Origin of the sequence: Tenacibaculum gallaicum, from assembly GCF_003387615.1 — a bacterium.
GTDB classification, from domain to species: Bacteria; Bacteroidota; Bacteroidia; order Flavobacteriales; family Flavobacteriaceae; genus Polaribacter; species Polaribacter gallaicus.
This window is the reverse complement of the sequence record NZ_QUNS01000001.1, coordinates 809006-829657: the sequence shown is the minus strand read 5'-3', so window position 1 is coordinate 829657 and position 20652 is coordinate 809006. Positions and strand designations below refer to the sequence as shown.

The following is a 20652-nucleotide window of genomic DNA, read 5'->3' as shown; positions in this document are numbered from 1 at the left end:
ATAAAAAAGCGTACTTTTAAAAGAGTTTTTTTACACTAAATGACACACGAACTTAAAGAAATAATACAGCAGGCTACCGTAAATCAACAACAAGGCATACAAAATGTTTTAGCAACAGTTGTAGATTTAGACGGCTCTTCTTACAGAAAACCAGGAGTTAGAATGTTATTATCTTCTGATGAAAGAATAATTGGAACTATTAGCGGTGGCTGTGTTGAAAAAGAAATACAACGTAGAGCACAATCGGTTTTTGAAAACAACAAACCTAAAATAGTAACCTATGATGGTCGTTATCGTTTAGGTTGTGAAGGAATATTATATATTCTTTTAGAATCTTTTTACCTCACTCCTGAATTTATTCATGCTTTCTCTGAAAACAATATTCAAAGAGAACCGTATGATATTACATCTTTCTTTCAAAAAGAAGATGAAGCGCATGGAAATTTTGGTTCTATAATTCAATTTAACAACCAACAAGTATTCTCTTTCAATAAAGAGCTTGATACTGAAAAAACAGATCAGTTAGCTACTTTTAAACAAACTTTACAACCACTATTTCGCTTACTTATTATTGGCGGAGAACACGACGCTGTAAAACTATGTACGCAAGCCACTCAGTTAGGCTGGGAAGTTGATGTAATTACCTCTATAAAAGACCCAAAAGAATTAACTGACTTTCCTGGAGCTAAATCAGTCATTGCACAAACTCCAGAAGTTATTCAGCTTTCTCATGTTAATAACAATACTGCTGTTGTTATTATGAATCATAATTTCACATACGACTTACGTTGGTTGATTAAATTACAAGAACAAAATCCTGCTTACATAGGTATTTTAGGAGCTGCTAAACGACGAGAGAAGTTATTTAATGAATTGTTTGAGTTTTCTCCAAATGTTTCTGACGAGTTTTTAGATAAAATTCATACTCCTGCTGGTTTAAATATTGGAGCTGAAACTCCTGAAGAAATTGCATTATCAATCTTAGCAGAAATACTATCCGTAATTCGTAACAAAGAAGTGTTCTCTCTAAAAAAGATTACTGGGCGAATACATAATTAAATATGATGCAAAAAACAGCAATTCTCATATTAGCTGCAGGGAATGCTTCCCGAATGGAAAAAATAAAACAATTACTTTCTTACAAAAACACTACGTTACTAGAATGGACAATTGAGCAAGCCCAAAAATCAGTAGTAAAAAATGTGTTTTGTGTATTGGGAGCTAATAAAGAAACTATTGAAAAAGAGCTTACAACGAATGCTATTGAAACAGTTTATAATCCAAAATATCAAGACGGTTTAAGCTCTAGTATTGTAAAGGGTATTGAATTTTTACAAGAACATAACTTTGACAGTACTTTAATAATGCTCGCAGATCAACCTCATGTTACTTCTGAATATTTAAACTCCTTAATTGAAGTTTCAAAAAACAATCCTTCTAAAATAATTACTTCCAGTTACCAAGGCAGCGTTGGAGTTCCTGCCGTTTTTCCGAAGGAATATTTTAATAATTTACTGAGCTTAAAAGGTGATAAAGGAGCTAAGAATTTTCTGTTACAACATAACGATAATATTCTCAAAGTGAACTCCTCTCAAAACTTACTAGACATTGATACTCCTGAAGACTATCAGCGTTTACTAAAACAGTAATTTTAGCTTAAAAAGCCTTATTTTTACATAACCAAAAAACAAAACATGAACTTAACCAAGTTTTGCATGTACCTAACTATAATTGTTGTAGTTAGTGGTTGTGCATCTTATAAAGCTAAGTACGCAGATAAGACTTCTCCAAAAACAATTCAAACAAATAAAGAATTGTTACACTCCTTTTATTTAATTGGAGATGCTGGTAATGCAGAAATGGGACAAACTACTCCTACCCTAACTTATTTTCAAAAAGAGTTAACCAAAGCTCCTAAAAACGCAACCACCTTATTTTTAGGAGACAATATATACCCTTACGGAATACCAGGTAAAAAACATAAAGATAGAGCCTTGGCAGAACATCGTTTACAAACACAAATTGACGCTCTAAAAGGTTTTAAAGGGAATACAATTTTTATTCCTGGAAATCACGATTGGTATAATGGTGTTGATGGTTTAAAACGTCAAGAAAAAATGATAGAAAAAGCTTTAGGTAAGGACTCTTTTTTACCTGAAGGTGGGTGCGGGTTAGATAAAATAAAAGTTAACGATGACCTTACTCTAATTCTTATTGATAGTCGTTGGTTTATTATGGACTGGGATAAAGAACCTAAAATGAACGATAACTGCGACATTAAAACTCGTGAGCATTTTATTCAAGAGCTTTCTAGTTTATTTAAAAAGAATAGATATAAAAATGTTGTAGTAGCTGTACATCATCCACTATATAGTAATGGTCCACATGGAGGAAGTTTTTCTGTAAAAGACCATATGAGTCCACTACCTATTTTGGGTACTTTAAAAAACGCACTACGATCTCACGCAGGGATTCAGACCGATATTTTCAATAAAAACTACAGTGACTTCATTAACCAAATACAAGCAGTGTCTAATGATTTCACAGACAATATCGTATTTGTTTCTGGTCATGATCATAACTTACAATACATAGAACAAGACGGATTTAAACAAGTAATTAGTGGTTCAGGCTCAAAACAATCAGCTGCTTTAGTTGGTTATAGTGCTCAATTTACCTACGGTAATCACGGATATGCTAAATTAAATTACTACAAAGATGGTTCAGCAATTATTGAATACTATGCTGCCAATACCAAAGATGGTCACAAACTTTTATTCAGTAAAGAAATTGTAAAACCAAAACAAACAAAAACCTATTCAAGTTTTCCTGAGTACGAAGCGCACAAGAAATTTGTAGAAACCTCTATTTACCCTCCAGAATCCACAGAGGTTAGTGATTTTCATAAGTTTATGTGGGGAGATTTAAACAGAGATAAATACGGAAAAACAGTAAAAGTTCCTGTACTTGAATTAGAAAATGTTTTTGGAGGCTTAACTCCTATTAGAAGAGGTGGTGGAAACCAAACCAATTCGTTACGATTAGAAAACCCTGATGGTAAACAGTACGTATTACGTTCAATGGTAAAAGACGGAAGTCGTATTATGGGAGGTATTTTAAAAGGCACTTTTTTAGTTGATGTGGTTCAAGATATTTTTACCATGTCGCACCCGTATGCTGCTTTTGTACTTCCTGATATGGCAGATGCTGTAAATATTTACCATACCAATCCAAAATTATACTACATGCCTAAGCAACCCGCTTTAGGTAAACATAACGACATTTTTGGCGGACAGTTATACTTATTAGAAGAGCGACCTGCTGATGACCGTAGTGAATTAGACAACTTTGGAAATTCAGATGATATTATTAGCACTTTTGATGTGCTAGAAAAAATTAGAAAAAACGGTAAGCACTCTATCGACCAAGAATGGGTAATTCGCTCTCGTTTATTTGATATGGTAATTGGTGACTGGGATAGACACGAAGACCAATGGCGTTGGGCTTCTTTTAAAACTGAAGATGGTAAAAAATATTACCGCCCAATTCCTAGAGATAGAGATCAACCTTTTTCTAAGTTTGATGGTGTTATGATTCCACTTTTTCAACAGTTCGCACCCTTAGTAAGAAATATGCAAACTTTTGATAACGACATCAAAAACATGAAGTGGTATAACAATTATGCTCGCTTCTTTGACGCTGCCTTTTTAAATCAATTAACTTTAGATGATTGGAATAAACAAGCTGAATTTATCCAACAAAATTTAACGGATGAAGTAATTGAAAAATCAACTCAACAATTACCAAAGGTTATTTATAATATTGATGGAAAAGAAACCATTGCAAAAATTAAATCTAGAAGAGATAAATTAAAAGAAATTGCAAAACGTTACTACACCAAACTAAATAAAGTGGTACATGTAGTTGGTACAGATAAGGATGATAAATTCATCATTAAACGTTTAAATGATGAGGAAACTAGTGTTGTTGTTTTTAGAAAAGAAAACGAAATCTACAACCGTGTTTTCAAAACAAAAGAAACTAAAGAGATACAGCTTTACGGTTTAAATGGAGATGATGAGTTTTTAATTTCTGGTGATGTACATGATGGAATTTTACTACGAATTATAGGTGGTCAAAATCACGATGTATATACCGACAAATCATTAGTTGCTGGTTGGGGAAAGAAAACTAAAATTTACGATTTCAAATCAAAGAAAAACACGATACACCCGAGTTCTGAAACTGCTGACTTACGTTCAAATAGCTATTTTAAAAACACCTATGATGCGCATGACATTAACAACAATACAACTATTGTTTTTCCTAGCTTAGGTAGCAACCCAGATGATGGCTTCTTTTTTGGTGCTTCGGTAACACATACACAACAAGGTTTTAAAAAGCAACCCTTCGCCAGTCAACACACATTAGCTGCAAACTACTACTCTTCAACTAGTGGATACGATTTAGAATACAATGGTGAATTTACCGAGTTAATTGGTAATTGGAGCTTACACTTACGTGCCAAGGCTACTAGCGACAATTATTCTTTTAACTTCTTTGGGTGGGGGAATGAAAGTATTTACGACCAAAATTTTGATTTAGATCATTATCGTGTTAAAAAAGAAGAAATTAGTTTTTATCCTTCGTTATTAAAACGCTTACGAGGCGGAAGTATCTTTAAAATTTCAGGTCTTTTTGAAGCTATTGAAATTGAAGATACTCCTGGCAGATTTGTTAATAATTTTGATAACCAACCTACTGCTATTTTTGATACTAATTATTTTTGGGGTGGTGAACTAAACTTTAATCATAATCGAGTGGACAATAGTAGCTTCCCTACCAAAGGGATGAACTTCGATTTAGCTGTTGGAGCTAAAGCAAACTTAGATAATTTCGATAGACGTTTTGGTTATATTAAGAGTTCTTTAGCTATGTATCAAAACCTAGTATTTAATCGTTCGTTAGTTTTTGCTTCTGAAGTGGGAACTCAAATTAATGTAGGAAACCGTTTTGAAATTTACCAAGCGGCTACTTTAGGTGGTGATCGTAGTTTACGTGGTTTTAATAGAGAACGTTTTTCTGGAACCGAAAGCTTTTACCATAGTAATGACTTACGTTTGCGTTTTGGTCGCATTCGCACAGGAATTATCCCTATGAAAATTGGCGTTACTGGTGGTTTTGATTATGGTCGTGTGTGGTCTCCGTATTCTCCTAATTCAAAGAAATGGCATACTAGTTATGGTGGTTCTTTTTGGTTAAGTGGAATTGACTTATTCACGGCAAATATTTCATACTTTAAGGGAACCTCTCAAGAAGACAGAGTAGCTTTTAGTATTGGTTTTTCTTTTTAATTCTTATAAAAATATGACACAACAAATAGTATTAATTACAGGAGCTTTATTTGGTATGCTTGCTGTAATATTTGGTGCTTTTGGAGCACATGCTTTACAAAAAACTTTATCTAACGAACAACTAAAATCGTTTGAAACGGGTGTAAAATATCAAATGTATCATGCACTTGTTTTATTATTTATTGGAAGTTATTTTGAAGCACCTAGTTCTGCAATATACTATGCTTTTGTAGTTGGAATTATACTGTTTTCCTTTAGTATTTATGGTTTGGTATTATCGGATGCAAAAGGTAAAAAAATGACCTTTTTAGGTCCTATTACTCCTTTAGGAGGTTTATTACTAATTATTGGATGGGTCCTTTTAATATATAACATAAGCCAAACCATACACGTTTAATGTGTATGGTTTAGCTAACATGGGTAAACAAAAATTATGTTATTAATCAACGCCTTGTGCGTCACTGATAATTCTATCAATAAATTCAGTTTTTATATATAATTGCTTTGCTAAGTTGTATAACACCTCAACTTCTGAAGCATCAATACTTCCATCAGCATACGAAATAATAGATAAATCTCTTAAAATATTTAGTTTTTGCATCACAGAAATTACGATATCTAACTCTTTAGCTAAAGCTATAATTTCATCAATAATATCTTGTTCCGTCAACCCTTTAATTGTTAACATACACTGAGCAAAAACAGATGGAGACACCACACTACTCAACGCCTGTATTTCAGAATCATCCACAACTCCATCTGCCTTTGAAATCATATAACCTCCTAAAAACATAAAGCGTTGAATTTTTTCCGAATGTTCAGTTTCATTTCCTAAGTCTTCTGGCTCCATTAACGACATAATTCGTTGTATTTCTAGCTCCATTGCTTCTTCTGTTATTTCTCCATTAATTTCAGGATTAAATAACTCGTACGTTTTACTCTTATTAAATAACTCTAGCGCTTTAATTCGTAGCGGACTAAATGGATGGCTACTATACCAGTCTGACGGATCATGCGTATCATCGTTTAATACTTCTTCTAAATCTGAAAATTGATTAATGTACTCGGTTAATTTAAAATCTAAAGAATCAGAAGTAACTCCTGAAGACAACTTAAAAAATGTTCTTGCTGCTGCTTCAAAGCTGTTACAACATAATAACCCAGCTCTATCAGCACTAATTTCAGCATTACGATTCCACGCATATAACTTCATTGCATGAATCGGCGCTAAATCGTTTGCTCCTTCATCTAAAATGTGTTTTACTGGGTAGTTAAAATGCTCGAACAAAACATGCCCAATTTCATGACCAATTACAAAAGCTAGTTCGTCTTTTGTAAAACGCTCTAAAATTCCGGAAGTTAAAATAATATATAATTTATCTTCATCTGGCGGATAACATGATGCGTTGAATTTATCGTTCTGATACACAAAAAACTCAATATCAGCTTTCAGTTTTAAAACCTCTTTACAATGCTCTCCTATTTCATGAAGCACTGGAGCTAACATTTTTGTTAATCGTAAACTAGATTTTAGCAAATGCCTTCTCGACTTGAAAACTGGGTTGTTCTCTTTTATTCTTTCTAACGTTTTTTGAATCAATTCGTCTTCTTGAAACTCTAAAACGTAATCACGATCACCGTCATACACCAATGCGTTTAAGTCAATATCTGCTCTAGAGTTGTCATATACCTCTTGAATGTTTTCTGTTACATTTTTAAGGTTTAACTCGTTAATTTCTTCAATACGTTTTGTGTATTGTTCTGCTAATTCTTTTGCTATATTTTGAAAATGAACACTTGCTTGATGAATTAAATCGTTGTCGCCATTCTGTTGGGCAAGATTCAAATCTTCCATCATTTTATTTTGCGCTTGAGTTAACGCTTCTTGATGTTCTTTTTCTAGTTCTGATAATGTGGTTGATTGGTACATAGTTTTCTTTTTTTAAGCTCCTACTGAAACTTTTGAATTAGACAATTTTAATAATCTTCCTTTTAGGTCAAAAATCCCTAAAATTTGATCCTCTCCTTTTTTAGCAACAATGTTATTTCCTGATACCTCAACTTCATATCCTTTTTGAACTAAGTAACAGAACAGTGCGTGTTTATGTTCAAAATCCATTCGAGTAATTGTTTTTGAGAAGTGTGAACAGATTAAAGCCGGAATGTTTATTTCTTTTTCATCTACTACATCTGTATATAATAACACATATACTGTAAGCCCTTTAAAAGGTAATGGAGCATAACAACTTGCTTGATTTACTCCTGTTGCTACGAAAGAGAAATAATGTCCTAGATCGTGTTCTGTTTCTATTTTTGATGATAGTAAATCTTCTATTCCATGTCTCTCTCCAAGAGCTTTCATTTGTAATGAAGCTTCTAAAAATTGTTCTGGAATACCGCTTTGTTTATTTGCCCAAGCCCATAACCAAGATTGTTCATTATGAGAATAGGTTCCTAATACCTGCATTTTAAAGGTAAGGTCACCGTAAGTTACCGTTCCTTGAAGCATATCACAAGTCCAAGGTAAATCTTCAACTATATCAGCTAAATTATCTTGCTTTTCAAAAGCTAAGGCTACATATTGATTGTGTAGTTGAGGTAAGCTTAACTTTACAGTATTATCTACCTTTCCTCCCGCTATATTATTTGGGTTCTCGGTACTTTCAACACTAGCTTCACTTCCTGCAAATTCTTCTAAGTGAGTTTCTAAAAGGTGTACAATTCTCTCTGTTTTCTCCTCCACCTTGTCAGCATTCATAACTGGGCTATGGTTAATGGTTAAAATACCATCTACGAAAGTAATTGCTCTTTCTAAATTATGTTCGTTATTTTCATTAACGATTTTTACTTCTTTTAATCCATTCTTTAGCAATTCTTTCCCAATTTCATCAATGTTAACTGTTTTAATAGCTTCTATTAAAGGTTGAAAATATATTTTTGGAAATGTATCGTTATAAAGGTGTGAAAACTTATCTTCTACTAGTGTATCCCATGCTATATTAAGTGATACGTTAAATCCTGCTTTATTATTTATTTCCGATTCTAATGTTGGAAATGATTCGTTTTTAAATGTTTGAACTGCTCTTTTTTCTTTAAGTCCCATTTTTAATAATTTTAGTATTCTACAATATTTCTTCTATCTTTTCAACAAAAAGACACTCTAACTCTTTTGGCAGTGCTTTAGTAATTTCAACACCAATTTTTAATACACTTCCTTCTTTACTAACCTGCAATTTTTCTGTGTTAGAAATAGCAACAGTTTCTATTTCCTTCCATGCTACTAACCCCATTTCATCCTCTACTATTCGTTGTTTTGCTTTTAATAAACTTGTAATAACATCTTTACAATTTAATCGAGCATTCGCTTCTTGTAATACTGATTTTTCGAATGATAAGTTGATTGTTGTTTCTAATAACGATTCTTGCTCAAGAGCCCATCTTTTTAACTGTAAAGTACTTATAGGCTCCTCTCCTAACGGACGACTGATACTTCCTTTAGATAAGGAAACAGCTATTTTTTTAGGGTGTTTAATTCGTAAAACGGATACTTCTTGGAGGTCGAAAAACAACACTTCTTGTTCTTCGGTTCTCATACACACAAATGTTTGGTATTCTTCTTTAGTAACATCAACCACAAACCCTTCTACATAGATTCCATTTTTTAATGACAAAGCAACTTTTAGTTGTTTCTTTTCGCTAAACATGTTTTGAATTATAGCTGCTGGCGATTGTGCTTTAAATTGATTGATGTAATCTGTTTCCATAGCATTTTTTTTGTTATAGATTACTAGACTATAGATTATTCTCTAACAAATCAACAAGTACGTCTGTTCTATTTTGAACTTGATCTGCGTTTAAAATTGGGCTGTGGTTTACTTGTAAAACTCCTTCTTCAAAGGTGTAAGCACGTGAAGGATTGTGATGATCGTCTTTATTGGTAATCACTACTTTTTTTAACGATTCTGCTAATGCTTCTTTTCCCATATCATCTGCTGTAATGGCTGCAAAAGCATTGATAAGTGGTTGGAAGTAAATTTTAGGATAACTGTCTTCGTATAAATGCAAAAACTTATCTTCAAACATGGTATCCCACTCTACATCTATTGTTACATCAAAACCTGCTGCATTGTTTATTTGTTCTTTTAATGCAGGGTATTTTTCTTCTTGAAAAGTTTTTGTGAATCTTTTTTCTTTAAGTCCCATTTAATTGTTTTTTTAAGGTTACTTTCAATTATTTACCTCAAAACTACGTGGAACTTCAGTACTCTTTTAATGAGTTTTGTATGTGTTACTTTTTATTTTGTATTCGTATTAAAATTCTCTAAAAACTGTTTTAAGTATGTTTTCTTCCTTGATGATAACGGAATGTTTTCTCCACTAGATAGCTTCACGGTATTTGCACTTACAGAGGCTAAATATTTTATATTAATTAAATGTGATTGATGCACTCTAGCAAAGGCATGTGTACTTAAAATGTTTTCATAATACTTTAAATTTCGAGCGCTCATTATTTTTTTATCTGTGGTATAAAAAACGGTGTAACTTCCATCTGATTGACAGCGTACAATATCATCTACATGCAAAAAATGTTGCTCTTCAGTAGTTTTAATAAGCAATGTTTTTTGAGCTTCTTTTTTATCTAATTCACTTATTTTATGTAATGCTTGTGTATATTTTTCATCTTTTTCAAATTCGGTTCTAAAACGACCTATACAAGCATTTAACTCATCAGTATCTATAGGTTTTAGCAAATAATCTACCGTATCAAACTTAATTGCTTTTATAGCAAACTCATCGTAAGCTGTGGTAAAAATCATTTTAAAATTTATGGTTTCTAAAGCCTCTAATATTTGAAAAGCATTTCCTCCAATTAACTCAATATCTATAAACACCAAGTCTAAATTATTGTTGCTTAAAAAATCTATAGCCTCATCTACATTATCAATTTTAGCTACAATTTCTATATCTTTTTGCATGTATTGTAACAACTTTGTTAAGGTGTTTAGCGCATTAAACTCATCTTCTATTATAGCCGCTCTTATCATTTTATAACTTTAATTTAAATACAACTTTTGTTCCTGAAGGGTTTCCTTCTTCATCATTCAAATCTTTTATGGTAAAAGATTTTTCTTCTCCTTTATTTCTTGTCTGTAATCTTTCAATAAAAATATCAGTAGCGTGTAAATCTTTCGCTATTTTTTCTTGACTCTTTTTTTGTTTTCTTCCTACTCCATTATCTTCAATTTCAAAAAACAATTCTTGTCCTATTTTTCGAATTTTTAGGTTCAACATTCCTCCTGATTTCTTTTCTTTTAAACCGTATTCAATAGCATTTTCAACAAAAGGCTGTAATAACATTGGTGGTACATTTAATTCTTTTGTATTACAGTTTTCAGAAATATGTATATGATAGCTAAAACTATTATTAAATCGAAGTTGCTGTGTATCTATATAATTAGAAATCATGGTTAGCTCTTTTTCTAAACTAATTTCTTCTTTTCGAACATAATCAAAATTTTGTCGAATCAGTTTTGAAAACTTAGCTATATAGTTTGAAGATTTCACGGGGTTTCCTTCTAAAGTTATATTCTGAATTGCCGCTAAGGTGTTGAATATAAAATGCGGATTCATTTGAGCTCTAAGCAAACGTTGTTCTAATTTTGATGCTTTGTTTGCTGCTCTTAACTTATTGTTATATCCAATAAATAATGCTATAATTAAAATAAGCATCAATGAAACAATTACACTTATTCCTAACCACCAATTTTGTTTATTTATTTCCTTTTGATGTGTTAACGCTATTTCTTTTTCTTTAATTTTATAGTTTACATTGGCAAAATGAAGTAGTTTTTGATTTTGCTTTTTATTTTTAACCACCTCTATACTATCTCTTATTATTTGGTGGTTAAGTGCTATCTCATACTGTTTTTTAAGTATGGCTATTGATATTAATTTATCTCGTATTTCTATTTCTTCTGAAAGATAGTTTTTACTCTTGTAGATTGACATTGCTTTGTTGTAATTTACTTCTGCCGAATCTAATTTATTGGTAATCAAAAAGAGTGCTCCTAAACCTTTGTATGGCGCTCCATTAATTGTTTTTATTTTTTTGTTGAGTTTAATTGCCCCACGCAAAAAATTTTCTGCTTCTTCAAAGCGTTTCGCTTCAAGGTAGGTATACCCAATGTTATTAAAAACACTTACTATTGTCTTTGGGTCTTTTGCTGACTGCCCCACTTTCAATGCTTCTGAAAATTGTTCTAATGCCTTGTTATATTGTTTTAATTTAAAATACACCCCTGCAATATTACTTTTAATTGCTATGGTTGAATTAGCGTCGTTAGGATCAGTAAATAACTCCTCTGACCTTTTTATATAAAACAATGCTTTTTCGTAATCTTTTAATCTAAAGTGAAGTTTAAATAGTTGATTATTTGCCTTACCCTCTATTCTCGTATTTCCTATTTTCTCTCCTACCTCTAAAGCTTCTAACGCATACTTTTGTGCGTCTTCTAATTCATTTAATTTAATACAAGCACCGCTCAATGTTATTAAACTCCTTCCTTTATTATAATCATCTTTTAGCTTTGTAAATAGCCTGTAGGTTTCTAAGTGTATATTTTTGGCTTCAATTAACTTATCATTCAGGTAAAATAGTTCTCCCTTACTAAATAGTAATAGAGCCCTGTTTTTAGAATTTTGTTTCTTTTCTAATAAACTATCTATTTTTCTTAACCCTTCTTTTGGTTTTTGCTGAGAAATGCTATCAATAGCATATAAATATTCTTGTAAATTTTCATCTACTTTATTTTTTGTACATGCTGTAAAAACAAGACAGACACCTATAATATATAAAAAGTAAGTTCTTGTAAACAAAGGTATTTTCTGTAAAAAATTAGGCAACTAAAGTAATTATATATTTTTATTCTGCCTCCATATCCTCCACTTTAACAAAACGTTTACAAAACAATCATACACGGTTATAAAACACCTAAAAGTAAAACTCTAATTTCTAAGATATTTGACTAAAAAATTAAACCATTAATAATGAGTACAGTTGAAACTATAGAAAAAGTTATTACATCGGGATCTTGTGATTTAACAAGTTTTAAAAAAGTTGAAGCCTTTTCTAAACCAGATATTGATATTAGTGATGCTTTCATTTTAATTTATAATTGGCCTGATGACCCTGAAGGAGCAAACGCCACAATTCACGTAGAATTGACTTATTTCTTTATTCATAACAACCAAGAATATAAAGCGGTCACAAAAACTACGTTTTATGATTATGATATTGATAAATTCGAAAACTTACACAAGTATTACTTCATTACAGAATACCCTCTATTGGTAAAACAAGCGTTGATATTATCTAAACAAAAAATTGAGAAAGAACTAAAAGAACCTTTAACAAGCATTATTCCGTTTAATTTTGACGATGATAAAACTATGTTATTATCTATGAGAGCAGGTAGTTGCCGACAAATAGATTACGTGTAAACACTTAAAATACATACCTAATTCCCCTCCCTTTTTCAGTTATCATTGCACATAGCTTTGGTAACTGATTTTTTTAATCCTTTATTACAAATTCATATAGCTTACTGCTTCCTTCTTTAGCGGCTTCATCAGTTATGTAAAGCGTTGTATTATTTTTGAAAGTAACCCCTTCTTTTTGAGAAACATGGTCAAATGAATACTCTTTAACATCTCCGCTAAAAAAGTCATCTTCGTTAAAATTGGTAAACATTAATACGGATTGGTGTGTTAACAAAACTACTTTTTGTTTATCAGGAGATATTGCTGCTGCTGTAATTGCACAATGTAAAGCATCGCAATTTGTGTACTCGGAGATATATTTAGCAGTATAATCACCTTTTGTGGCTGGAACTTTGTATAACATTGTTTTTCCTTGCTTACTCTTAACCCTACTTTTGGTAAAAATGTACAGAAACCCATCTTTATAAATTAAGGATTCTGCATCAAAAAAACGGTCTTTCTTTTTGGGCGGAAACTTGGTTTGATTAGGGTACGAAAAATGTATTTTTTCCACCTCAACATTGTCTCCATTTAACAAGTTTTCTTGTTTAACTTTAAGAATTACCAAGTTCTTCCTTTTGTTGTTATTGTTTCCAAAATCGGCGATATAAATGTTTCCATCGGTATCAGAAGTTATATCTTCCCAATCGTGGTTTTTTACTTCTAATGCTCTTTTTTGTAAAATTTTTCCCTGGGTACTAACTTTAAATAACTCCGCTGCATTACCACTATCATTATGCATCCATAGTACATTTAAGTCGTGATTTTTCTCAACACCAGAAACTTCTTTTAAATCTTCCGATAAGTACGACACTAACTTTAGTTGTCCGTAATTGGTGCAACTAGTAATTAATAAAGTGGTTAATAACAAAAAGAGTAGCTTTTTCATATCATAAGTTTTGTATCTGTAAAAATAAAAAGATTTATGTTAAGGTTGCTTCTGCAAACGGAAACATCTCATCTCTTTATAACACATGAATTCCTTTAACAAAACAACGCTATTTAGAAAAAAATTAAACTTTTTTTGATTAATAAACTTTCTATCTATACATTTGAAACATCAAAAGAGTACTTATTTAAAAAATTGCTAACGTGCTTTTTTGAAAAATTGTAATCCAAAAAAAAATATTCTCCCCCTGTGCTATGCTGTAGCTATTATTGCTATGGTTGTGTTTTTGCTATGCAAAAACATGAAAAAAAAGAAAATAATAAATCATGAAAGAAAACATTGCATTAGAAAAAACGCAACAAAAAGACTCCAGCCAAAAAACTGCTACCTACAGTTTCACTGCTCATTACAATGAAATTAGCAGTAAAGAACAACCCTCAATTATAACAGAACCACAAGGTGTTCGATTACACTTTTTACGTTTTGGCTTGTTTGACTATAATGTAGATCATAAAACATCTACCTACCACTCACCTGACACACAAGAGTTTTATAATAGTATTTTTTTAGATCAAAATAAAAAACCTGCCATTGGTAAGGTAGTTAAGGAAAAAGAAGCTAACAATACGACAAAAAACGACAACACTCAAAAAGTTACAATTCCTTTAGATGAGGTAATTCTTGAAAACACAATTAACCTACCTAAACTTGAGAATTTTTACATAGCTAGAACCCCATTACGATCAGGGTATGTATATATGATTAACGAGAAGAACCCAAAAGATGATTTTAAAGAATTTGAAGTTGATGAATTTGGGATGTTTGAAGAAATTGAGTGGGAAAAGAATAAAGAAAACGGAAAATATCTAGATATACGTAAAGCTACAGGAAAAAAGTTAATGTATAAAATACTTGAACCTAACGAGCAAACATATTGTTTAGCTTATTCACCTGTACAATGGAGTGTAAAATACGTTAATGAAATTTTAACCAATGCTGAAAAAAGAGCCGAACAATGTACCACTAAATTTGTGTGCAAAGGACTGCCCAAAAACAAAGAATCAAAAGATGCAGCTGTAACACATTATAAAGAAACCAGTATTGTTGTGCCTAATAGTCATCCTATGGCTCACAAATACAAAGATATTTTATACAGTATTGCAGCAGATGAAAAGCAACAAGAAAAAAATGGAGACAACGAGCTACTTGAAGACCTCTTTATTACCCTACATGACCCTATAGGTTGTGCAGACACCATATGTTTTGGGGTTGATAGAGAAATTGACCAGCTAAAAGCTATTATGGTAAGCCTACAAACAGGAAAGAGTCCAGAGGAAGTATTTCCTTACATAAGAAACGAACAACAAGTACCCGTTAACCAATCTGAAGAAAGTAAACAAATACAATACCTACACAGGCTAGCACAACTAACCTACGATTTTGTTTACAATAACCACGATAATGCAGAAAAGTACAACTCAGACCTTATAAAATCTACCACTGCCAACATAGCATTAGATTTAACTGTGGGCGGTTTGCTAAGACCTTTTATTGAACAAAACGGAGTTGAAAAAAGCAAATTAGAAAAACTTCTAGGAGTAAAAGAAAGAGCCGAACAACGAGCTCTCATAAATAGCTATAGAGATGATCTAGGTAATGCAATGTCAAGCAAGTACTATCAAGACGCTAAAAAAGTGTATTTAACAAGTGCTGATGTTGTTGAAGATGGTAAAGAAAAAACTGCTGAACACTTTATTGTGTTAGGGCAATACCCCAACATGCACGATCGCCATTTAGACTTAAAGCAAGTTTACAAACTTAAAGAAGACTCATGGTACAAAGAAATTAACGAAACCCTTTATGACAATAACCCAAGCAGATTTACCACAAGCACCAAAATTTTAGATTTTCAAATAGATATACAAGATATTAAAGTAATAAGCTTCACAAAAAAAACAACAAAGGTTATTGAAAAAATAATAAAAGCCTATGCAAACCATGATGAACATATAGGTAGTTTCCAAAGGCTAAAGGAAACTAAATTCCCTATTGCTGGTAAGGTATCCTATTTTAGAGATAAAAAAACACGGGTTGCTTTTCTTAAGTTTAAAGCACTAGAAGGGTTTGAAGCTCAAATGAAAAAAACTAATTTTCGTTTAGAAATTAAAGGAGAGCCTGTTTCGTTACAAAAATATGAAAAACACTGGCACTTAGAGTATAAAAAAATGACACAAAAAAGTGCCGAACAACTGGTAAACGATGGTAAGTTAGAAGTAAAAATAAAAGGTAATTATCCTAAGAAATTTAAAGCAGAAGCCGAAAAACTACTAAAATCTAATGCTTTGTCAGGAGTAGTAGTAGCCATTGAGGCATATGTATGGGCGGGTGCAGCTAAAAAACTTATAAACGAATATTCACTTGAAAATACTGGTGCCTTTTCTGTTGCAAGTATAAAATTGAGTGCAGCTACGATGAGTCTGATTCAACAAATGAAGTTATATGATAAACATTTAATTAAAAAAGGGGAGAATGTTAAAATGATAAAATCTAAAGTAGACAAATTTAAGCTTGTGGTAGGCGCTCTAAAAGTAGTCAGTTCCTCAATAACGGTATTTACGGCAGGTAGAGACTCCTACACCCATTTTTCGGCACGCGATAACGACGCAGCAGCACTATATGCAATGGCTGCGGGGATAGGCGCAGTTTTTTTAGCGGCTGATGTATCGGCATTAATAGCTGGTGGAGCTACTGCTTTCTCAATCGGTTTTTGGCCCGGAGCCTTGTTAGGTGGAGCCTTAGTTGGTTGTTACTACTTGGCACAAAAATATTTTGCAGATACCCAACTTGAAGCCTATTTTAAAAACTTTCCGTTAAGTGATTATGCATTATCTGTAAAATCGAGTGAATCACCATACGAGTATATCAACAGACTAGTAACTAATCGTAATGAAACTGTTATCAACCCTTGTTTTGAGACTATTAAAACCAAAGAATACAAAAGTTATAGCAATTTTGAAAAAGCCTTTACTGCCTTTATAGACATTGTAATACCCAGCATTGCAATTTTAGAGTCAGCTCCCAACGGTTACAATACTCCAAATAACGGGAATTTTGACAAATACAATACCTTTACCAGTAGTTTTAAAGCCAATATTTATTCAGCTCAAACCATTCAACAGCTTGATGACATAGAGACACATGCCTGGTTTTATCCATACGGAATGAAAGCCCCATTAAAAGAAGGTTGGCGCTTTAAAATCAAAGCTTTTCATATTTCTTTAGATATCCCCTATCCAAAAGGATATAGTGATACTGAACAAATTGTACCTAATGCTACGGTAGAATTTGACTTACCCCAACACTTTAATTGGGAATATGAAAACTACCCTAGGGGAGAAGTTCTTTTTCTATACAGACTACGCATAAAAAACGAAGAATTTACCCCTACCAATTTTAATAACCAAAAACGCTTCGTTGTAGCATACGCCCAAATAAAAAACAAAAAAGAGTATAATTCTAGAAACATGACGAGTATATTTACTGCTCATAAATACGGGCAACGTGTTGGGGTACGTGATGTTAAGCTACAACACATGTCTGCAAAAGAAGCCCAACAAAAAATTAAAATTGTAGCTGAAAAAGATGTAAAACACTTGGCTTCATACAACCCTAAATTAGAAAAATAATGAGCATACCACATAGAATATTAGAATACCCTGAGCGGATAGATTTTGGAATTATTGAAAAAGAAGAAAAAAGTATGTTTAAACGTATAGATGATAAAATTTATTTGGAGTCTCATGGTCATAGGTTAAGTGTATATTCTCAATTTGGGTGGGGGGCAATTGTTTTGGCTCTTTGGTTTTTAAGCTTTGGAGTTGAAGATAAAGGATATTTAACTCTCTCTATATTATTGATTTTAGGCGGAGGTTTTTTGGTGTTTTATAGTTTATACGCTAAAAAAAACTATAAAATATTTGAGTTAAATCGTTTAGAAGGTACAGTAACGTATCCTGATAATTTTTTCAGACCGCCATTAAAAGGAAAGTTTAAAGACTTAAAAGCTGTCATTTCCATAAGTGGTAATATAGATGGGTATGTAGATACAGAGTACTTAAAGTTTGTAAATACGTTTAAACCTCGAAAGATAGATTTGTTATACACTTTTTACGGAGATGAACCTCGTAGGGAGTGGAGTTTCATGGTATGGTATATGGACAAAAACAGACCGCTACCACCAGGCAATACATTCGACCCGTATAGACAGCAAGATTTTGAACGTAGAAAAGCATTAGGCTTTCCAAAACCATTATACCCTAGTAACGTCCCTACACCTGAAGCTACACCAGAACAACAAGAGGAAAGGAAACGCATTGGAGGGTGGTAAGTTTAATATTAAAGTTAAATAAAAATGAATTATTTTTTAAAAAAAATGTTGTTGATTAATGATGATGGAGCAAAGGTACTTGTCTATTTAATAGGGTTATTCATAAGCTTAATATTTTTATTTTCAAGCTTTTACTTTGTCTTCAAAGTACATGAGGGTGAAAATATTAAAGAAAAAGCATTATATATCTTATTGTATCTAATTCTACAATATTTTTTTAATTTTTTCTTAAAAATATTAGATATATTAAGGTATATAGAAGCCCACAATATAAAGAAAGAGATTTTATATCAAAAAAAAATAGGTAAATTTATATGTGAGTGGGAATATACTTATGAAGAATGGGAAGTATTTAAAGAAAAACATTCTATTGGAGAGAAAAAGTATCTTTTTTACAAGATTAAAGTTTATGGTTTTATCACGTTGATTTGTTTAATTCTTCTTTTCACTTTCGAACCTAGAGTCTCTACAGCATTTATAAGTATTATAGTTTTTTTGGTTATTTTTTTTAGTACAGGAAAAGATTATGATTCTGCTTATTGGGAAAAAGCATTAAAGAAAAATAATGCTACATTAATTTTTTCTAAAGCTGGAATTGTTGTTTCAGGCATACATGTAATGCCTTTTAACTCTAGTAAAAATAAACTAATAGATTTAAGATATGATGAAAATAATAGCTCATTAATTTTTGATTTTTCTACCTTAATCAAAGGGACTTCAGGCGGTATAGATGATATTTCTTCACCTGACACAGTAATCAACTCTTCAATGACATTTCCTGTACCAGAAAGATATAAATCAGATGTTGATAAATTAAAGTATAGAATAAATATTTTCACTCCCTTTAGAGTTAAAAATTATTAGTCAGGCAATTATTAAATTTGGTAAAAGGTTTATAGAAAACTAAAAATAAGTTGACACACTTTATTGAATACTCCCCAACGAAACCGTCAGCGAAGCTCGCTGAACGTTCCTCAACACAACGAAACCATCAGCGTGACGCGCTGAACAATCCTCAACACAACGGAACCATCAGCGTGACGCGCTGAACATTCCTCAACGCAACGAAACCGTCAGCGTGACGCGCTGAACATTCCTCAACGCAACGAAACCGTCAGCGTGACGCGCTGAACAATCCTCAACACAACGAAACCATCAGCGTGACGCGCTGAACAATCCTCAACGCAACGGAACCATCAGCGTGATGCGCTGAACGTTCCTCAACACAACGAAACCATCAGCGTGACGCGCTGAACATTCCTCAACACAACGGAACCGTCAGCGTGACGCGCTGAACAATCCTCAACACAACGAAACCATCAGCGAAACTCGCTGAGTGTTCCTTTAAATAACAAAATTCTCCACAAGTTTCCTTACAGTGTACCCTGTTAACTATAGTAACCGTATGCAAACCTCGCTTAGTAAGTAAACTTTAACAAATGTTAACTTTTTTAAAAACTTTTATACTCTTAAATTGCTAACGCTATGAAAGTTATCAAATCACTTTCTACAAATATTTAATATTAATTTTAAAAATTAGCTTATGAACAGTCCGTATTTAAATCGGTATCGTAACGGTGAATATCTACAATACATGAAAGATATTCTACAACTTGTAAACTTACAAGACGTTGATGCGTTAGCATTAACAAACCCCACTAACGAATTAACAACCATTGTTAATCGTATTGATGTTTTATACCAACAAGTGCAGGGAAGCACCCTAACACAAGAAATTATAACTCTTGACACTAGAAGGGATAAAGCTATTTCTGGAATTAAAATGATTTTAAATGGTTATGAGAACCATTTTAACGAAGCTATAGTAAGTGCCGCCAAAGCACTACTTGCTACTATAAATGCACATGGTACTAATATTATTCGCAAAAGTTACCAAGAACAAACCGCTATTTTAGATAGTATTAGTAAAGATTTTGAAACTGAACCTGAGCTTATTCAGGCTATTTCTTTGCTTGATATAGCTACTTGGGTTGCTGAATTAAAAAATGCCAATACCGAGTTTTCTACCAAGTATATTGAGCGTGTAGGTGAAACTGCAGCTTCACCAGAAAACAATATTGAAGAGTTGCGTACTGAAGCTTCGCTTACTTACAGAAAACTTGTATTACATATTGAAGCGCATGCAACACTTTCTGAAAACGAAGCCTACCCAATCTTACTTAATGAGATTGATGTGTTGGCTAAACAATATAATTTGGTAGTAGATAACAGGTCTAAATCTAGTACTCCAACTACCGAAGAAGTATAACATTAGTTGATTTCGTATTTCTTTTATAGCATACAAAAGGCTCCTGAATAATTCAGGAGCCTTTTAATGTATTGGTAATGCTCTATGTAAACGTTCTGCGTTTTGAGTAAAATTTGTCAATTCGAGTGAATTTTGCGGGTAAAAACCCGTAAAATTAGTATCGAGAATAAAATTTTACGACTTAGACTATTGTTCTCGATACGATTTTCTATCG

At 32.3% G+C, this 20652-nt stretch carries 16 protein-coding genes; 9 read left to right on the top strand and 7 right to left on the bottom strand.

Going from position 1 to position 20652, the window contains the following annotated elements:
* Positions 1-39 precede the first annotated feature (39 nt).
* The 4 genes from C7448_RS03880 (at position 40) to C7448_RS03865 (ending at position 5751) form a co-directional block, all read left to right on the top strand.
* On the top strand, positions 40-1059 hold the full coding sequence (locus C7448_RS03880; protein WP_115900022.1) for an XdhC family protein: 1020 nt from the start codon (positions 40-42) through the stop codon (positions 1057-1059).
* Positions 1060-1061: 2 nt separating this feature from the next.
* Positions 1062-1649: a nucleotidyltransferase family protein gene (locus C7448_RS03875; protein WP_115900021.1), complete on the top strand. Its 588-nt coding sequence runs from the start codon at positions 1062-1064 to the stop codon at positions 1647-1649.
* 66 nt (positions 1650-1715) lie between these two features.
* On the top strand, positions 1716-5354 hold the full coding sequence (locus tag C7448_RS03870; RefSeq protein WP_170136998.1) for a ShlB/FhaC/HecB family hemolysin secretion/activation protein: 3639 nt from the start codon (positions 1716-1718) through the stop codon (positions 5352-5354).
* Between the two features lie 13 nt (positions 5355-5367).
* A complete protein-coding gene (locus tag C7448_RS03865) occupies positions 5368-5751 on the top strand; it encodes a DUF423 domain-containing protein (RefSeq protein WP_115900019.1) in 384 nt (127 codons plus the stop codon).
* A gap of 42 nt (positions 5752-5793) precedes the next feature.
* Here C7448_RS03865 and C7448_RS03860 read toward each other — a convergent pair whose 3' ends face one another.
* The 6 genes from C7448_RS03860 to C7448_RS03835 all read right to left on the bottom strand — a co-directional run bounded on the left by C7448_RS03860 (position 5794) and on the right by C7448_RS03835 (position 12257).
* Positions 5794-7284 (bottom strand): M48 family metallopeptidase, encoded by a 1491-nt coding sequence (locus C7448_RS03860; RefSeq protein WP_115900018.1) that lies wholly within the window; start codon positions 7282-7284, stop codon positions 5794-5796.
* A 12-nt stretch (positions 7285-7296) separates the two neighbouring features.
* The gene (locus C7448_RS15930) at positions 7297-8457 is read right to left on the bottom strand and encodes a DUF6882 domain-containing protein (RefSeq protein WP_211321878.1); all 1161 of its coding nucleotides are present in this window, start codon (positions 8455-8457) and stop codon (positions 7297-7299) included.
* Positions 8458-8476: 19 nt separating this feature from the next.
* Positions 8477-9118: a hypothetical protein gene (locus tag C7448_RS03850; RefSeq protein WP_115900017.1), complete on the bottom strand. Its 642-nt coding sequence runs from the start codon at positions 9116-9118 to the stop codon at positions 8477-8479.
* A 28-nt stretch (positions 9119-9146) separates the two neighbouring features.
* Positions 9147-9557: a hypothetical protein gene (locus tag C7448_RS03845; protein ID WP_115900016.1), complete on the bottom strand. Its 411-nt coding sequence runs from the start codon at positions 9555-9557 to the stop codon at positions 9147-9149.
* Between the two features lie 92 nt (positions 9558-9649).
* A complete protein-coding gene (locus tag C7448_RS03840) occupies positions 9650-10399 on the bottom strand; it encodes a LytR/AlgR family response regulator transcription factor (RefSeq protein ID WP_115900015.1) in 750 nt (249 codons plus the stop codon).
* A gap of 1 nt (position 10400) precedes the next feature.
* Entirely contained in the window at positions 10401-12257 is a 1857-nt protein-coding gene (locus C7448_RS03835) for a tetratricopeptide repeat-containing sensor histidine kinase (protein ID WP_245939424.1), read from the bottom strand.
* 144 nt (positions 12258-12401) lie between these two features.
* Here C7448_RS03835 and C7448_RS03830 point away from each other — a divergent pair, with 144 nt between their 5' ends.
* The gene (locus C7448_RS03830; protein WP_115900014.1) at positions 12402-12854 is read left to right on the top strand and encodes a hypothetical protein; all 453 of its coding nucleotides are present in this window, start codon (positions 12402-12404) and stop codon (positions 12852-12854) included.
* A 73-nt stretch (positions 12855-12927) separates the two neighbouring features.
* On the opposite strand, the gene C7448_RS03825 is transcribed toward C7448_RS03830, so the two are convergent.
* The gene (locus tag C7448_RS03825; RefSeq protein WP_115900013.1) at positions 12928-13782 is read right to left on the bottom strand and encodes an SdiA-regulated/phytase-like domain-containing protein; all 855 of its coding nucleotides are present in this window, start codon (positions 13780-13782) and stop codon (positions 12928-12930) included.
* Positions 13783-14108: 326 nt separating this feature from the next.
* On the opposite strand from C7448_RS03825, the gene C7448_RS03820 reads away from it, so the two are divergent.
* The 4 genes from C7448_RS03820 (at position 14109) to C7448_RS03805 (ending at position 20438) form a co-directional block, all read left to right on the top strand.
* Entirely contained in the window at positions 14109-17468 is a 3360-nt protein-coding gene (locus C7448_RS03820; protein ID WP_115900012.1) for a toxin VasX, read from the top strand.
* Positions 17468-18169 (top strand): hypothetical protein, encoded by a 702-nt coding sequence (locus tag C7448_RS03815; RefSeq protein WP_115900011.1) that lies wholly within the window; start codon positions 17468-17470, stop codon positions 18167-18169. The genes C7448_RS03820 and C7448_RS03815 overlap by 1 nt, the downstream gene beginning before the upstream one ends.
* 24 nt (positions 18170-18193) lie before the next feature.
* Positions 18194-19033: a hypothetical protein gene (locus C7448_RS03810; protein WP_115900010.1), complete on the top strand. Its 840-nt coding sequence runs from the start codon at positions 18194-18196 to the stop codon at positions 19031-19033.
* Between the two features lie 679 nt (positions 19034-19712).
* Complete coding sequence (locus C7448_RS03805) at positions 19713-20438, top strand: DUF6261 family protein (protein ID WP_147300492.1); 726 nt, start codon at positions 19713-19715, stop codon at positions 20436-20438.
* Positions 20439-20652 lie beyond the last annotated feature (214 nt).

Excerpts from the sequence above, each read along its gene's own strand:
- C7448_RS03870 (WP_170136998.1), top strand. The coding sequence starts at position 1,716 with ATGTACCTAACTATAATTGTTGTAGTTAGTGGTTGTGCATCTTATAAA.
- C7448_RS03825 (WP_115900013.1), bottom strand. The coding sequence starts at position 13,782 with ATGAAAAAGCTACTCTTTTTGTTATTAACCACTTTATTAATTACTAGT.
- C7448_RS03810 (WP_115900010.1), top strand. The coding sequence starts at position 18,194 with ATGAATTATTTTTTAAAAAAAATGTTGTTGATTAATGATGATGGAGCA.
- C7448_RS03845 (WP_115900016.1), bottom strand. The coding sequence starts at position 9,557 with ATGGGACTTAAAGAAAAAAGATTCACAAAAACTTTTCAAGAAGAAAAA.
- C7448_RS15930 (WP_211321878.1), bottom strand. The coding sequence starts at position 8,457 with ATGGGACTTAAAGAAAAAAGAGCAGTTCAAACATTTAAAAACGAATCA.
- C7448_RS03840 (WP_115900015.1), bottom strand. The coding sequence starts at position 10,399 with ATGATAAGAGCGGCTATAATAGAAGATGAGTTTAATGCGCTAAACACC.
- C7448_RS03830 (WP_115900014.1), top strand. The coding sequence starts at position 12,402 with ATGAGTACAGTTGAAACTATAGAAAAAGTTATTACATCGGGATCTTGT.
- C7448_RS03850 (WP_115900017.1), bottom strand. The coding sequence starts at position 9,118 with ATGGAAACAGATTACATCAATCAATTTAAAGCACAATCGCCAGCAGCT.
- C7448_RS03865 (WP_115900019.1), top strand. The coding sequence starts at position 5,368 with ATGACACAACAAATAGTATTAATTACAGGAGCTTTATTTGGTATGCTT.
- C7448_RS03860 (WP_115900018.1), bottom strand. The coding sequence starts at position 7,284 with ATGTACCAATCAACCACATTATCAGAACTAGAAAAAGAACATCAAGAA.
- C7448_RS03805 (WP_147300492.1), top strand. The coding sequence starts at position 19,713 with ATGAACAGTCCGTATTTAAATCGGTATCGTAACGGTGAATATCTACAA.
- C7448_RS03875 (WP_115900021.1), top strand. The coding sequence starts at position 1,062 with ATGATGCAAAAAACAGCAATTCTCATATTAGCTGCAGGGAATGCTTCC.
- C7448_RS03815 (WP_115900011.1), top strand. The coding sequence starts at position 17,468 with ATGAGCATACCACATAGAATATTAGAATACCCTGAGCGGATAGATTTT.
- C7448_RS03880 (WP_115900022.1), top strand. The coding sequence starts at position 40 with ATGACACACGAACTTAAAGAAATAATACAGCAGGCTACCGTAAATCAA.
- C7448_RS03820 (WP_115900012.1), top strand. The coding sequence starts at position 14,109 with ATGAAAGAAAACATTGCATTAGAAAAAACGCAACAAAAAGACTCCAGC.